The organism is Thermotoga petrophila RKU-1, from assembly GCF_000016785.1.
In the GTDB taxonomy this organism is placed as follows: domain Bacteria; phylum Thermotogota; class Thermotogae; order Thermotogales; family Thermotogaceae; genus Thermotoga; species Thermotoga petrophila.
Map to the genome: position 1 here is coordinate 1,039,852 of NC_009486.1, position 13,977 is coordinate 1,053,828.

Genomic DNA, 13,977 nt, shown 5'->3' on the forward strand with positions numbered 1-13,977 from the left:
GTGTTGACTTGAAAAATCTACTCGATCTTTCTTACGAAGAACTGATAACCGAGATCACGAACCTGGGTCTCGAACGATACAGGGCAGATCAAATTCTGGACTGGATATTCAACAAAAAAGTGAACAACTTCGACGAGATGACAAACCTTTCGAAAAAGCACCGTGCTCTTTTGAAAGAGCACTTTTCTATTCCCTTCTTGAAACTCCTCGACAAGAAGGTTTCCAGAATAGATGGTACCACCAAATTCCTCTGGGAACTCGAAGATGGAAATACGATAGAATCTGTGATGCTTTTCCATCCAGACAGAATAACGGCCTGCATCTCAACCCAGGTTGGATGTCCTGTGAAGTGTATTTTCTGTGCCACAGGAATGAGTGGATTTGTGAGGAATCTCACCACAGGAGAAATCGTAGCACAGATCCTTTCCATGGAAAAAGAAGAGAAGAAAAAAATAGGAAACGTTGTGTACATGGGAATGGGAGAACCTCTTCTGAACTACGAAAACACGATAAAAAGCATAAGAACACTGAACCACAAAAAGATGGGAAACATTGGTATCAGGAGGATCACGATTTCGACAGTTGGAATCCCTGATAGAATAATTCAGCTGGCCGAAGAAGGGCTCGACGTGAAACTCGCTCTTTCACTCCATGCCCCAACAAATTTCAAGAGAGATCAGCTCGTTCCTTTGAACAAGAAGTACTCCATCGAAGAGATCTTGAATGCGGTGAAGATCTATCAGAAAAAGACGGGAAACCGTGTAACAATAGAGTACGTACTCATAAAGGGCATGAACGATGAGATAAGCGACGCAAAGAAGCTGGCTGAAATCCTGAAAAACATGAAGGTCTTCGTGAATTTGATCCCTGTGAATCCAACGGTGGAAGATCTGAAAAAACCATCGCGGGAACGACTGTTGACCTTCAAGAGGATATTACTGGAAAGCGGAATCGAAGCAGAAATCAGACGAGAAAAAGGTGCCGACATTGAGGCAGCCTGCGGTCAGTTGAGGTTGAAGAGAATAAAGTCAACATCATGAGAGTGTTTCTTGGAATAGTAACCGGCATCGTGGTTGGTGGGCTTTTCTTTTTGTTCGCAATGAAGCTTTATCAAAGTCAGTACAGCACGGTACCAGATGTTATCGGGCTTATCGGGATAGAAGCGTGTGAAAGACTGAGGACATCTGGGTTGTTTTGTGATGCGTCTTCTACTGAAACAGTAGTGGACACTTACCCCTGGGTTGGTTCACGAGTGAAAAAGGGAAGAACGGTAAACCTTTACTATGAAAATCCCCAGAAAAGAACCGTGCCTCGTCTTTCACAGTTGAATCTCTCGGTCGCAGAAGAGATCCTGAAGAGACTCGGATGGAATTACGAAACTGTTTACTTTCCTTTTGGCATTGAAAAAGACAGGATTCTTGCAACCTATCCGGAAGATGGGCAGGTCTACAACGGAAAACTAATTCTTCTGATCGATACAGGTGAAAGAGAAAGCTATTTTCTGGTGGAAAATTTTGTGGGTAAAAAAGCGGATGAACTGAAGGACGATCCCCGTGTTTTACTGTTTGGAACGGGTGATACGGTGGTGGCGCAGTATCCTCCAGAAGGCTCCATAGCAACGGAAGTTATTCTCATCCTTGGGGAGGAATGAGTTTGAGAAGAAGAGGAATAGTGGTGAGTTTTCACTCGAACATGGTAACGGTTGAAGACGAGGAAACCGGTGAAAGAATCCTCTGCAAACTGAGAGGAAAATTCCGTCTGCAGAACCTCAAGATATACGTTGGAGACAGGGTGGAGTACACACCGGATGAAACAGGATCCGGAGTCATAGAGAACGTGCTGCACAGAAAAAATCTGCTCACCAAACCTCACGTTGCAAATGTGGACCAGGTGATCCTTGTGGTGACAGTGAAAATGCCGGAAACTTCGACCTACATAATCGATAAATTTCTTGTTCTCGCCGAAAAAAACGAACTGGAAACGGTGATGGTCTTCAACAAGATGGACCTCTACGACGAGGCCGACCTGAAGAAAGTGAGAGAACTGGAAGAGATCTATTCTGAACTCTATCCAATCGTTAAAACCAGTGCGAAAACTGGAATGGGGATTGAGGAGCTCAAGGAATATCTGAAGGGAAAGATCAGCACAATGGCCGGACTCTCCGGAGTTGGAAAAAGTAGCTTGCTCAACGCCATAAATCCGGGCTTGAAGCTTCGCGTGAGCGAAGTTTCAGAGAAACTCCAGAGAGGAAGACATACCACAACAACTGCCCAGCTCTTGAAATTCGATTTCGGTGGTTATGTGGTCGATACTCCGGGCTTCGCAAATCTGGAGATCAGCGACATAGAACCCGAGGAACTGAAAAACTACTTCAAGGAATTTGGAGACAAACAGTGTTTCTTCTCAGATTGCAACCACGTGGATGAACCGGATTGTGGAGTGAAAGAAGCCGTGGAGAACGGAGAAATCGCAGAGAGTCGATACGAGAATTACGTGAAGATGTTTTACGAGCTTCTGGGAAGGAGGAAAAAGTAATGGCGAAAATAGCAGCTTCAATTCTCGCATGTGACCTTGCAAGACTGGCCGATGAAGTGAAAAGAGTGGAGGAGCACGTGGATATGATCCATTTCGATGTCATGGATGGTCACTTTGTTCCAAACATTTCCTTTGGACTTCCCGTTCTGAAAGCCCTCAGGAAAGAAACAAAACTTCCCATAAGTGTACATCTGATGATCACCAATCCCGAAGATTACATCGACCGCTTCATAGAAGAAGGCGCAGATATGGTTGCCATCCATTACGAATCGACCTTTCATCTCCACAGGTTGGTCCATCGTGTTAAAGACCTTGGAGCACAGGCCTTTGTTGCCATAAATCCGCATACCCCCATCAATCTTCTTTCAGAGATCATAACCGACGTCGATGGTGTACTGGTGATGAGCGTCAATCCCGGTTTCTCTGGTCAGAGGTTCATAGCAAGGAGTCTTGAGAAAATAAGAAACCTGAGAAAGATGGTGAAAGAACTGGGACTGGAAACGGAAATCATGGTCGACGGCGGTGTAAACGAAGAGAACGCATCGATACTGGTTAAAAACGGTGCGACGATCCTTGTGATGGGATACGGTATCTTCAGAAACGACAATTACGTTGAACTGATAAAGAGCATCAAACAGGAAAGAGAGGAATCTGCTGACTGAATCTGTTCGATTTTCCGTTTTTCTTCGTGTTGTTTTTAAAATTCCTCTCCAGAATTTCATAAGCTCTGTTTATGACCCTGTCGGGGATACCCGCTATCTTTGCGACCTCTATTCCGTAACTTCTGTCTGCCACACCGTCCACCACCTTGTGGGTGAATATCACGTTTTTGCCTTCTTCTTTTACCAGAATGGTTTTGTTCTGGACCTGCGGAAAGTGTTTTTCGAGTTCGGTGAGTTCTGTGAAGTGAGTGGCAAACAGCACCTTACATCCTCTCTTTATGAGTTCCTCTGAGATTGCCCAGGCTATGCTGACGCCGTCCTGGGTGCTCGTACCTCTTCCCACCTCGTCCAAGAGAACCAGGCTCTTTTCCGTTGATTTCAGCAGGATGAGTGCCATCTCGTTCATCTCGACAAGGAACGTACTTCTACCACCAGCGAGATCGTCTCTGGCACCCATTCGCGTGAAAATCCTGTCGAACACGGGAAGAATCGCCTTCTGCGCCGGCACAAACGATCCTATCTGCGCCATGAGGGATATGAGACCCACCTGTCTGATGAAAGTGGACTTCCCGCTCATGTTGGGACCCGTTATTACCACAAACCTTCTCTCGTTGTCCATGTAAATATCGTTTTCAACAAAATTCTGTGTGAACCTTTCAACGATCGGGTGTCTTCCCCCCTTGATCTCCAGCCTTCCTTCCGAAAAGATGGGTTTTGTGTAACTGTACAGGATAGCATCGTAAGCCAACGTCGAAAGCACATCGATCTTTGCCAGTTCCTCCGAGATTTTGAGGAGAATCTCCTTGTGCTTTTTCACCTCTTCGCATACGTTTTTGAAGAGTTCCTTTTCCAGTTCTTCTATTCTCTCCTTAGCGGCCATTATCTTTGTCTCGAACTCCTTCAATTCTGGTGTGATGAATCTTTCAGAATTGACGAGTGTCTGTTTTCTTTCGTAATCATCGGGAATCTTGTCCAGATTCGCCTTCGTCACCTCTATGTAGTAACCAAAGACCTGGTTGTATCCAACCTTCAACTTTTGGATACCAGTTCTTTTTCTCTCCTTCTCTTCGAACTCTTTGAGTCTCTCTTCGGCATGTTCCAAAAGATCCCTGTACTCGTCGAGTTCGGGTGAGAATCCTCTCTTTATAACTTTTCCCTCACCAGGGCTTCCCGCCGGGTCATCTTCAACGGCTCTTTGAAGCAGGTCAAGCAGTCTTTCCGGGAAGGCGAGGTTCTTGAACACACCGAAGGTTGAAAGAATTTCGTTCAGTTTCGGGATGATCTCCAGCGTCTCTCTGAGTGCCACCAGATCCCTGGGAACGGACCTGTTGTATTCCACCCGCGAAACGATCCGCTCCACATCCCTCACGTTCGAAAGAAGATCCCTCAACTCTTCCAGGTTCATTCTGTCACTCACCAGTTTTTCCACAGTCTCGAGCCTTTCTTCGATCTGTTTCCTATCGACCAGGGGGTGAAGAATCCATTTTTTCAGAAGTCGAGCTCCCATGGGGGTTTCCGTGTTGTTCAGCACATCGAAGAGGTTCTTTCCCCTGTCACCGGGGATCAACGAAAGATTTTCCACCGTCGCGGAATCGAGTATCATGTAATCTCTCTGGGAGATGAGAAGAGGAGGTTTCAGATTCAGTTCTTCCGTGATCATCGTGTACTTGACATACTTTATCAGCGCCGCAAGGGTCTTCAATGCAAGGGATGAGAGCTCGAAATGATGAATGTCTTTCAGATTGTAGGCTTTCTCCACTTCTTCCAGATCGGAGAAATACCACTCACTTATGGATTCTGTGTAAACACCCGGAAAGCGTTCTTTCAATGAAGGTTTCAAGTGATCTGGACAAACGATCTGGGAAATGGAGTAATTCTTCAGCAGATCCATCGTTTCCTGTTCGTCTGAACTTTCGTGAACCAGGACCTCACCTGTCGAGACATCGCAGAAGATCGTACAGTACTGTCCTTTCTCTTCTGAGACAACGGCCATGTAGTTGTTCGTTTCACTGAGAAACTCATCTTCTAAGATGGACCCAGGGGTGACAACGCGTGTGACTTCCCTTCTGATCAGCTTCTTCGACTTCGAAGGTTCCTCCATCTGGTCACAGATCGCCACCTTGTATCCCGCTTCGACGAGCTTTTTCAGGTAGGAGTTCAACGCGTGGTATGGAATACCTGCCATGGGGGCATCCTGTCTTCTCGTGAGGACTATGTTCAAAACCTTTGAAACGATCTTCGCGTCTTCGAAAAACGCCTCGTAGAAATCTCCCAGACGAAACAGCAGAATGGAATCTTTGTACTGTTCTTTTATTCTCAGGTACTGTTCCATGAGGGGAGTTACCTTCACCGTTTCACCACCTTCACCATCCTCACGTGTGGAATGTTCGCTTCATAGAAGGGCTCTCCTTCCGCTCTGTAACCGAGCCTCTCGTAGAACTCTCTCACCTGGATCTGAGCGTTCAAAACGATCTTTTGAACTCCCTTGGGAAAAAGCTCCCTTTCTATGTTTTCCATGAGGAACCTTCCGTATCCCTTTCCTCTTTCTTCTTTCAGAATTGCCACGCGTTCTATCTTGAACGTTCCGTCATCGATCTTTCTTATCCTTGCAGTCCCTATGAATTTTCCTTCTTTTTCAAGAAGCACGTGAACGCTCGCAGAATCTTTCCCATCGAGTTCTTCTTCCTCGGGGACTCCCTGCTCTTCGACGAAAACCTCCCTTCTGATGTTCAAAGCTTCTCTCAGGAGTTCTTCGTCGTTCTCAAAAAAGATCACCTTCATCTCGAATCACCTCTCAGGATATTTTAACCCCGGGTGATAGAATCTTCAGGAGGAGGTGAAAATTATGAGAAGCTTGTTGTTTCTTTTATTCGCATCGACAACGATCTTTGCAGCACCCGTTCTCATTCTTTTTCAGGACAGTGCGATCCTCATGGAAAGTTTATCCGTGAGCGGTACAGAAACCATCTCCGTTCCTCAGGGATGGGACGTGATGGATGTAATCGGAGCAAAAAGCTGGTACGTGGTTTCGGAAAAAGAACCTTCCTGGGAAGAAATTATAAAAGGAAAAACCGTCAAAGCGGTGGACGAACCTCCCTCACAGTTCGAAGTGATAAGTACTTCTCCTCTCGTTTTGAAAAAAGACACGAAGTACTACATCTACAACTCCGCGTTGAAAAAGTGGCTTGTTCTGGAATACGAAGAACCCCAGATCGGTCGGAAACTCGTGATGAACGGGCAGGGAAAGGTAACTTTGCTTCTGCGTTCCTCAGGAAGCTGGAACGTCAGGTACTATCTCTTCGAAGATACTCTCACAGGAAACGCCTTTCTATCGGTCTCTGGTGTGGAAAGCGCGGATGTTTTTTTAATTTCCAGGCCCGCTGGGGAAACTTCCATTTGGAAAGGGATGTACCTCAGCGTTTCGGCCTCAAGAGAAATGCCCGAAGAACACGAGTCTGAGGAAGTCAAGGTTTATCACCTCGGCAAGTTGAAAGATCTGGACAAATCTCCTGTCGTGAATCTCATAGAAACGAATCTGTCCGACGCTGACGAGTACTACTCGTACTCTTTTGCAGTGAATGACTCGAGTTTCGATTATCAGAAAACCACCTTCACGAGAAGTTTCAAGACTCCTGTGGATCTTCCGGGAGGCACGGTGAGCATATTCTCTAACATTTCCGGTGTGGATATAATGATCGGGGAAACAAGCATCCCCGACACTCCGAAAAACTCCCTTCTGGAGCTTCCCGTAACGGACTCCTGGGACGTTCGCGTGAGAGGAGAGATTCTGGACGAAAGAAACTACAAAGACACATACGAATACGAAAGGACTTGGAGAGTGACCGTTCAGAACCTGAACGAAACAGAATCGAAGGTGAGAATCAACGTCTACGGAAATATGCTGAGACTGCTCAGATTTTCCATCAAACCGTTGAAAGAAACTTCAGACCAGCTTGCTTTTGAACTGATCGTTCCGGCCAATTCAGAAAAGGAATTCGAATTCACAATGAGAAGCGGGTGGTGAATATTGGCGAGAGCACTTCTTAGTTTACTATTTGTCTCGTTCATCTGGGGATCAACATTCCCCATACAGAAGATCGTACTGGTGGGAGTCTCTCCCACCTTTTATATCGCCGTTAGATTCTTCATCGCAGCACTGGTTTCTTATTTTCTATTTGGAAAGGGGAACGTCAAGTACGGATCGATCCTTGGAACACTCCTGGGAATTGCCTATACCACACAAACGTGGGGACTCACGATCACCACCTCCACGAAGAGCGGTTTCATCACATCGATGTACATCGTTTTCGTTCCGGTCTTTGCGTATCTTCTGGAGAGAGAAATTCCAACGATATTCCAGATCGTTTCCTTTTTTGTCGCAAGCCTGGGACTTTACATGATCTCAGGTGGAATCAAAGGCTTCAACTTCGGGGACTTTCTCACCTTGATCTGTGCGGTGAGCTTTGCCTTGCACGTTGTCCTGATAACGATGTTCTCAAAGCGAGTCAAAGAAGTGGATCTCCTCTTTCCACAGTTTCTGGTAGTGGGGATTTTGAACCTGATACTGAATGTTTTCTGGAAGAACTGGAACTTCACACTCCCAGCTGTTGGAAGTGCTGTCTTCACCGCTCTTGCGGCCACCATTCTGGCCATCTACCTTCAGGCAAAATACCAAAAAGCGCTTGGAAACAACGTGTCTGCGATTGTTTTCCTGGGAGAACCTGTTTTCGCAGCAGTTGTTTCTTATTTCATGCTGGGCGAGACGATGGCAGGGAAACAGCTTTTAGGGGCAATCCTCCTTTTGATCTCCATGGTGTTTTCCAGTCTGGAACGTGTTAAAATAGTTCGTGAAGCGAACCAAAAGGGGAGGGATGAGTGTGAAGATTCTCTTTAAAAACGCCACGGTCTTTCCCATAACTTCCAGACCCTTCAAAGGAGATGTGCTTGTCTCGAACGGAAAAGTGGAAAAGTTGGGAGAAAACATAGAAGATCCCGACGCGGAAATCGTTGATCTGACGGGAAAATTCCTGTTTCCTGGTTTCATCGACGCGCACTCCCACATCGGGCTCTTTGAGGAAGGAGTAGGGTACTATTACAGTGATGGAAACGAAGCTACGGATCCCGTCACACCGCATGTGAAAGCACTCGATGGTTTCAATCCGCAGGATCCGGCCATAGAGCGGGCTCTTGCCGGTGGAGTCACATCCGTGATGATCGTTCCTGGAAGCGCCAACCCGGTGGGTGGACAGGGAAGTGTGATAAAGTTCAGGTCCATAATTGTGGAAGAGTGCGTTGTGAAGGATCCCGCAGGTTTGAAGATGGCGTTCGGAGAAAATCCAAAGAGGGTCTACGGTGAGAGGAAACAAACTCCTTCAACGAGAATGGGAACAGCGGGAGTGATCAGAGACTACTTCACTAAAGTGAAGAATTACATGAAGAAAAAGGAACTCGCCCAGAAAGAAGGAAAAGAATTCACCGAAACCGACCTGAAAATGGAAGTCGGCGAGATGGTCCTCAGAAAGAAGATTCCTGCCAGAATGCACGCCCACCGAGCGGACGACATCCTCACCGCCATCAGAATAGCAGAGGAGTTCGGTTTCAACCTCGTCATAGAACACGGAACGGAAGCGTACAAGATTTCTAAGGTGCTAGCGGAGAAAAAGATACCCGTCGTTGTGGGACCACTCCTCACCTTCAGAACAAAGCTGGAACTGAAAGATCTGACGATGGAAACTATCGCAAAACTCCTGAAAGATGGGGTTCTTATAGCCTTGATGTGTGATCACCCGGTGATTCCTCTCGAGTTTGCAACCGTTCAGGCGGCAACTGCCATGAGGTACGGTGCAAAGGAAGAAGATCTGCTGAAGATCCTGACGGTGAATCCTGCTAAGATCCTCGGCCTCGAAGATAGAATCGGTTCCATTGAACCTGGAAAGGACGCGGATCTTGTGGTCTGGAGCGGACATCCGTTCGATATGAAATCCGTGGTGGAAAGGGTTTACATAGACGGAGTGGAAGTCTTCAGAAGATGAGGGGCCTCAGATCACGAGGCCCCCATCTATTCCTATCACCTGTCCTGTGACGTAACTCGACTCGTCCGAAGCGAGGAAGAGTATAACCTGCGCCACCTCTTCTGGTTTTCCAAACCTCCCAAGTGGTATCCTTGAAAGGGCCGCTTCACGTGCTTTTTCTGGAAGTTTTTCGGTCATGGGCGTTTCTATGAACCCGGGTGCCACAGCGTTCACTCTGATGTTTCTTCCAGCGAGTTCCTTCGCCCACGTCTTGGTCATTCCTATTACTCCTGCCTTCGACGCCGCGTAGTTCGTCTGACCGGGATTCCCGTATATTCCAACGACAGAGGAGACGTTCACGATCGAACCGTTCCTCTGTTTGATCATGTAGGGCACCACCATCTGAGTCACGTTGAAAACACCCTTCAGATTCACGTTTATTACCGCATCCCAGTCTTCTTCTTTCATCCTCACAAGAAGCGCATCCCTTGTTATTCCCGCGTTGTTCACCAGAACATCAATCCGGCCGTACTTTTGAACGACTTTTTCCACGACTTCCTTTATTTGATCTCTGTCGGTCACATTCAAAATGTAGGGATCGACTTTTCCCGGGAGTCCTTCTGCTTCTTTCACAAGAGAGTCGAGATTTTCTTTCGAGATATCGCCAGCGATCACTGTGGCGCCTTCCTGCATGAAAAGAAGAGTGGTGGCTTTTCCTATCCCGCTTGCAGCCCCTGTGATCAGACACACCTTTCCTTCAAGTCTCATGAACGTACCTCCTTGTGTTTTTTCTAATTGTATCATGAAATCGGTTCAAGCAGTATAATGAAGATAGAGAGAACACTGTCACAGGAGGGATGAACATAAACAAAATAAGAGTAGATGAAGTTGTAAGAGATAGAGATAAAATCATCGCCATTTCAAGAACAAGCCCTTTCTATCCGGATGGAAAGGGAGGGCAACTCGGAGATAGAGGAAAGATCGGCCCCGCAAACGTTCTGAAGGTGAAGGAAAAAGATGGCTACATCCTCCATTATCTGGATACTCATCTCGAACCAGGTGAGTACGAGTACAAAATAGACCTTGTCAGGAGAAGAGACATCGCCTGTCAGCACACCGCTCAGCACATCCTCTCAGCCGCTTTTCTGAAAGTGGCCGATCTTGAAACGGTGAGTTTCCTCATGGGAGAGAGGGTCTCCACCATAGATCTGAACGCTCCGTTCGTTCTCGAAGATGTTCTGGAAGAAGCTGAGGATCTGGCCAACGAAGTGGTGAGAAGCTGTGAGAGAGTTGAAATTCTCGAGATAGAAAAAGAAGAAGCAGAGAAAATGAACCTCAGAAAACTGCCCAATGTGGAAGGAAAAGTCAGAGTGGTGAAGATAGGAGATTTCGATGTCACCGCCTGCGGAGGGTTTCATGTAGAAAACACTGGAGAAATCGGTCTGATAAAGATCGTGGACACGGAGAAGGTGAAGAAGGTGCTAACAAGGATCTATTTCGTTGCAGGCGATCGAGCCCTGAAAGATTACAGAGAAAAAGATAAACTCTTGAAGTCACTCTCCAGAGTGCTGACCACATCCACAAAGGAACTCCTGAAGAGAGCAGAGAACCTTCTCGAAGAAGTCAAAGAGAAGAGTGCAAAGCTCGACAAACTGTCGGAAAAGTACGCCGAGATTCTCTCAAAAGTAGCAGAACCAGAAAAGATCGGAAAGTACTATCTGTATCACTTCTCTGGAACTCCAGAGGAAATGAAGTACTTACCCAAGTTCCTCGCAGATCGCAAAGACACAATCGTTCTTTTAGAGCATCCTGACCGGGTAGAGATCGTTTCGAACTGGATAGATTGCAGAAAGATCTTCGAGAAATTGAAAGAACAGTTGAACATAGAAGGCGGATCGAGCCAGAAGAGGGCTGTGATAACAGCAAACTCCACTTCGAGAATCGTTGAAAAATTGAGGGAGATATTGAAATGGTTCTGAACTTTGTGGGCACCGGAACCCTCACGAGGTTTTTTCTTGAGTGTTTGAAAGATCGGTGTGAAATAGGATACATCCTGTCCCGCAGTATAGATAAGGCTCGAAACCTTGCTGAAGTTTACGGGGGAAAAGCTGCCACGATAGAAAAGCACCCTGAGTTGAACGGTGTGGTCTTCGTTATCGTCCCGGACAGATACATAGAAACGGTGGCGAACCACTTGAATCTCGGAGACGCTGTTTTGGTACATTGTTCTGGATTTCTCTCGTCGGAGATTTTCAAAAAGAGTGGAAGAGCATCGATCCACCCGAACTTTTCTTTTTCCAGCCTCGAAAAAGCCCTTGAAATGAAAGACCAGATCGTCTTTGGATTGGAAGGAGACGAAAGAGGTCTCGCGGTTGTGAAAAAAATCGCAGAAGAGATCTCCGGAAGGTACTTCGTGATCCCTTCGGAAAAAAAGAAAGCTTACCATCTCGCCGCTGTCATCGCTTCGAATTTCCCGGTGGCACTTGCCTATCTTTCAAAGAGGATATACACTCTTCTTGGTCTGGATGAACCGGAACTCCTCATTCACACCCTGATGAAAGGTGTGGCGGACAACATAAAGAAGATGAGAGTGGAATGTTCTCTGACAGGCCCTGTGAAAAGAGGAGACTGGCAGGTGGTAGAGGAAGAGCGCAGGGAGTACGAAAAGATCTTCGGAAACACCGTGCTCTACGATGAGATTGTGAAGCTGCTCAGGGAGGTGGCAGAAAGTGAACGTCGAGAAGCTCAAGAAGATGAAAGGTAAGGAAAAGATCGTGATGGTCACCGCGTACGATGCTCCCAGCGCCAGAATCGCGAGAGATGCCGGCATAGATGTCATTCTCGTTGGAGACTCCCTTGGAAACAACGTTCTCGGGTACGAAAACACGATTCCCGTAACTATGGAAGAAATGCTGATACACGTGGCAGCCGTGAAAAGGGGAGCCCCAGACGCTTTCATAGTAGCAGACATGCCTTTCCTTTCCTACCAGACTTCCGTGGAAAAAGCTGTGGAGAACGCTGGGAAGTTCTTGAAGGTCGGTGCGAATGCCGTGAAAATAGAGGGTGGAGAGGAATTCGGTGAGCTCGTTCAAAAACTGGTCGAAAGCGGTATTCCGGTGATGGGCCACATAGGCCTCACACCTCAGTTCGTGAACCGTTTCGGTGGTTACAGAGTCCAAGGAAAGACGGAAAAAAACAGAGAATACCTCTTGAGGAGCGCCAGGGAGCTTGAAAAGAGGGGGGCTTTTGCTATCGTTCTGGAGCTCGTTGTTGAGGAAGTCGCTAAGGAGATCACCGAAAGCGTCTCCATTCCAACCATTGGCATCGGTTCAGGCCGTTTCTGTGATGGTCAGGTTCTCGTCTGGCACGACCTTCTCGGTCTGAATCCGGACTTCGCACCTCGCTTTTCCAAGAAATACGCAAACCTGTACGAAGTCATATTGAAAGCTTTGCAAGAGTTCAGAAGAGAGGTAAAAGAGGGTCTGTTCCCCACCGAAGAACATTCATTCACAGATAAATCCAAAGGAGGTGTGTCTTCATGAAGAAGCTTCTGGTGTTCGTTCTGATGCTTGGAGCATTCGTCGGAATTTCACAGCAGTTCAAAGACGTTCCCGTCAACCACTGGGCCTACGAAGCGGTAATGGAGATGTCAAAACTCGGTGTTCTCACTGGAATGCCGGATGGAACGTTCCAGGGTAACTCCTACCTCACCAGGTATCAGGCAGCGGTGGCGTTCTACAGACTCTACAACATACTCAAACAACCTTCTGCGGACGTTTCCGGACTGATAAACAAGGTCTCTACTCTCGAGGATCTCGTCAGCACAGCTTTGATGAAGGTTCAGAACCTATCTGACAATTTTGGGGGAGTAACGTCCGATCTTGAAACTCTCAAGAACGATGTGGCGAACTTGAAAGCCACTCTCGTTGACCTCAAAAACCTCAGAGTCGAAGTCATGAGTCAGGTTCAGAGTCAGTCAGATGAACTCCAGAGCCTGGATGCTAAAGTGAACGAAGCGCTTTCGAAAATCGCCGCTCTCGAATCCAAACTTTCGGGGGACTTCGTGAACAAAGACTACGTCGACAGCAAGATCGCCCAGACCGTCTCGAAACTGAGCGATCTCGAAGGAAGGCTCTCCGCCGTTGAGACGAAAACGGCGAACCTTGAGGCACTAGTGAGAAATTCCGAGGCTTCTCTCAAAGATTACGTGGAAAAAACTCTCAAATCCTACACAGATACTCTCGATCAGAAACTCTCCGAACTCTCTGCCAGTGTCGAGAAAAACAACACCGCTCTGTCTGGAGAGATAGGAAACCTCAAGGTGCTCGTCTCCAAACTCCAGAGCGACCTTGAAACTCAGCAGAAGACGGCAAGAGCTCTCGATGCTCGTGTGAGCGTTCTTGAAGGTCAGATCACGACCGTGAACAGCCGTGTTGAGAGTCTGGAAAAGAGAGTTTCTCAGGTGGAGTCGGCAGTTGACAAGGTGAACTCACTCGAAAGAAGCATGGGAGCAGTCACAGCAAGAGTCACCAAAGTCGAAGAAGAAGTTAAGAATCTCAATCAGAGTAACGCAGAACTCTCCCAGAAAGTTGACGAGGTCGTCTCTTCGAAACCATGGATGGAAGATGTAAACAGCGTGAGCGCCACCCTCAGCAAGAAGATCTCCGATGTTCAGACCATGGCCCTTGCGGGTGTCGCCATCGGAATCGTCGGTGTGATAATCGGTTTTGTGATGGGAAGTGGCAAATGATCTCCTTTTTCAGAGAAGA

The 13,977-nt window shown here is 47.1% G+C and carries 14 protein-coding genes; 11 read left to right on the plus strand and 3 right to left on the minus strand.

Annotated elements, in window-relative coordinates:
* Nucleotides 1–8 precede the first annotated feature (8 nt).
* Genes rlmN through rpe form a run of 4 tightly spaced genes read left to right on the plus strand, consistent with a single transcriptional unit; the run spans nt 9 to nt 3,197 of the window.
* Nucleotides 9–1,040 carry a dual-specificity RNA methyltransferase RlmN gene (gene rlmN / locus TPET_RS05145; protein WP_011943565.1) on the plus strand — a complete coding sequence of 344 codons (1,032 nt, stop codon included), beginning with the start codon at nt 9–11 and terminating at the stop codon, nt 1,038–1,040.
* On the plus strand, nt 1,037–1,651 hold the full coding sequence (locus TPET_RS05150) for a PASTA domain-containing protein (RefSeq protein ID WP_011943566.1): 615 nt from the start codon (nt 1,037–1,039) through the stop codon (nt 1,649–1,651). The genes rlmN and TPET_RS05150 overlap by 4 nt, the downstream gene beginning before the upstream one ends.
* Entirely contained in the window at nt 1,648–2,535 is an 888-nt protein-coding gene (rsgA, locus tag TPET_RS05155; RefSeq protein ID WP_011943567.1) for a ribosome small subunit-dependent GTPase A, read from the plus strand. The genes TPET_RS05150 and rsgA overlap by 4 nt, the downstream gene beginning before the upstream one ends.
* Nucleotides 2,535–3,197: a ribulose-phosphate 3-epimerase gene (gene rpe, locus TPET_RS05160; protein WP_011943568.1), complete on the plus strand. Its 663-nt coding sequence runs from the start codon at nt 2,535–2,537 to the stop codon at nt 3,195–3,197. The genes rsgA and rpe overlap by 1 nt, the downstream gene beginning before the upstream one ends.
* Here rpe and mutS read toward each other — a convergent pair.
* Both mutS and TPET_RS05170 read right to left on the minus strand, forming a co-directional pair.
* Entirely contained in the window at nt 3,166–5,547 is a 2,382-nt protein-coding gene (gene mutS, locus TPET_RS05165; protein ID WP_011943569.1) for a DNA mismatch repair protein MutS, read from the minus strand. The genes rpe and mutS overlap by 32 nt on opposite strands.
* Entirely contained in the window at nt 5,544–5,978 is a 435-nt protein-coding gene (locus TPET_RS05170) for a GNAT family N-acetyltransferase (protein ID WP_011943570.1), read from the minus strand. Before TPET_RS05170 ends, mutS begins: the two co-directional genes overlap by 4 nt.
* A 64-nt stretch (nt 5,979–6,042) precedes the next feature.
* Here TPET_RS05170 and TPET_RS05175 point away from each other — a divergent pair, with 64 nt between their 5' ends.
* From TPET_RS05175 to TPET_RS05185, 3 genes are read left to right on the plus strand one after another with little or no spacing between them, the layout of a single operon-like run.
* Complete coding sequence (locus TPET_RS05175; protein WP_011943571.1) at nt 6,043–7,221, plus strand: hypothetical protein; 1,179 nt, start codon at nt 6,043–6,045, stop codon at nt 7,219–7,221.
* Nucleotides 7,222–7,224: 3 nt separating this feature from the next.
* Complete coding sequence (locus TPET_RS05180; protein WP_011943572.1) at nt 7,225–8,091, plus strand: DMT family transporter; 867 nt, start codon at nt 7,225–7,227, stop codon at nt 8,089–8,091.
* A complete protein-coding gene (locus tag TPET_RS05185) occupies nt 8,069–9,229 on the plus strand; it encodes an amidohydrolase (protein WP_011943573.1) in 1,161 nt (386 codons plus the stop codon). Before TPET_RS05180 ends, TPET_RS05185 begins: the two co-directional genes overlap by 23 nt.
* Nucleotides 9,230–9,235: 6 nt before the next feature.
* Here TPET_RS05185 and fabG read toward each other — a convergent pair whose 3' ends face one another.
* Nucleotides 9,236–9,976, minus strand: a complete 741-nt coding sequence (gene fabG / locus TPET_RS05190) for a 3-oxoacyl-[acyl-carrier-protein] reductase (RefSeq protein WP_011943574.1) — start codon at nt 9,974–9,976, stop codon at nt 9,236–9,238.
* 89 nt (nt 9,977–10,065) lie between these two features.
* On the opposite strand from fabG, the gene TPET_RS05195 reads away from it, so the two are divergent.
* The 4 genes from TPET_RS05195 to ompA2 are packed head-to-tail and all read left to right on the plus strand — an operon-like array spanning nt 10,066 to nt 13,958.
* Nucleotides 10,066–11,187, plus strand: coding sequence for an alanyl-tRNA editing protein (locus TPET_RS05195; protein ID WP_011943575.1), 1,122 nt, complete (start codon nt 10,066–10,068; stop codon nt 11,185–11,187).
* The gene (locus TPET_RS05200) at nt 11,178–11,972 is read left to right on the plus strand and encodes a Rossmann-like and DUF2520 domain-containing protein (RefSeq protein WP_011943576.1); all 795 of its coding nucleotides are present in this window, start codon (nt 11,178–11,180) and stop codon (nt 11,970–11,972) included. The genes TPET_RS05195 and TPET_RS05200 overlap by 10 nt, the downstream gene beginning before the upstream one ends.
* A complete protein-coding gene (gene panB, locus TPET_RS05205) occupies nt 11,938–12,750 on the plus strand; it encodes a 3-methyl-2-oxobutanoate hydroxymethyltransferase (RefSeq protein WP_012310933.1) in 813 nt (270 codons plus the stop codon). The genes TPET_RS05200 and panB overlap by 35 nt, the downstream gene beginning before the upstream one ends.
* Nucleotides 12,747–13,958 (plus strand): outer membrane anchor protein OmpA2, encoded by a 1,212-nt coding sequence (gene ompA2 / locus TPET_RS05210; RefSeq protein ID WP_004082244.1) that lies wholly within the window; start codon nt 12,747–12,749, stop codon nt 13,956–13,958. The genes panB and ompA2 overlap by 4 nt, the downstream gene beginning before the upstream one ends.
* Nucleotides 13,959–13,977: the final 19 nt, after the last annotated feature.

What these genes read in the sequence shown, in the direction of transcription:
- TPET_RS05150 (WP_011943566.1), top strand. Translation starts at nt 1,037, where the DNA reads ATGAGAGTGTTTCTTGGAATAGTAACCGGCATCGTGGTTGGTGGGCTT.
- rsgA (WP_011943567.1), top strand. Translation starts at nt 1,648, where the DNA reads ATGAGTTTGAGAAGAAGAGGAATAGTGGTGAGTTTTCACTCGAACATG.
- rpe (WP_011943568.1), top strand. Translation starts at nt 2,535, where the DNA reads ATGGCGAAAATAGCAGCTTCAATTCTCGCATGTGACCTTGCAAGACTG.
- TPET_RS05170 (WP_011943570.1), bottom strand. Translation starts at nt 5,978, where the DNA reads ATGAAGGTGATCTTTTTTGAGAACGACGAAGAACTCCTGAGAGAAGCT.
- TPET_RS05175 (WP_011943571.1), top strand. Translation starts at nt 6,043, where the DNA reads ATGAGAAGCTTGTTGTTTCTTTTATTCGCATCGACAACGATCTTTGCA.
- TPET_RS05185 (WP_011943573.1), top strand. Translation starts at nt 8,069, where the DNA reads ATGAGTGTGAAGATTCTCTTTAAAAACGCCACGGTCTTTCCCATAACT.
- fabG (WP_011943574.1), bottom strand. Translation starts at nt 9,976, where the DNA reads ATGAGACTTGAAGGAAAGGTGTGTCTGATCACAGGGGCTGCAAGCGGG.
- TPET_RS05195 (WP_011943575.1), top strand. Translation starts at nt 10,066, where the DNA reads ATGAACATAAACAAAATAAGAGTAGATGAAGTTGTAAGAGATAGAGAT.
- TPET_RS05200 (WP_011943576.1), top strand. Translation starts at nt 11,178, where the DNA reads ATGGTTCTGAACTTTGTGGGCACCGGAACCCTCACGAGGTTTTTTCTT.
- ompA2 (WP_004082244.1), top strand. Translation starts at nt 12,747, where the DNA reads ATGAAGAAGCTTCTGGTGTTCGTTCTGATGCTTGGAGCATTCGTCGGA.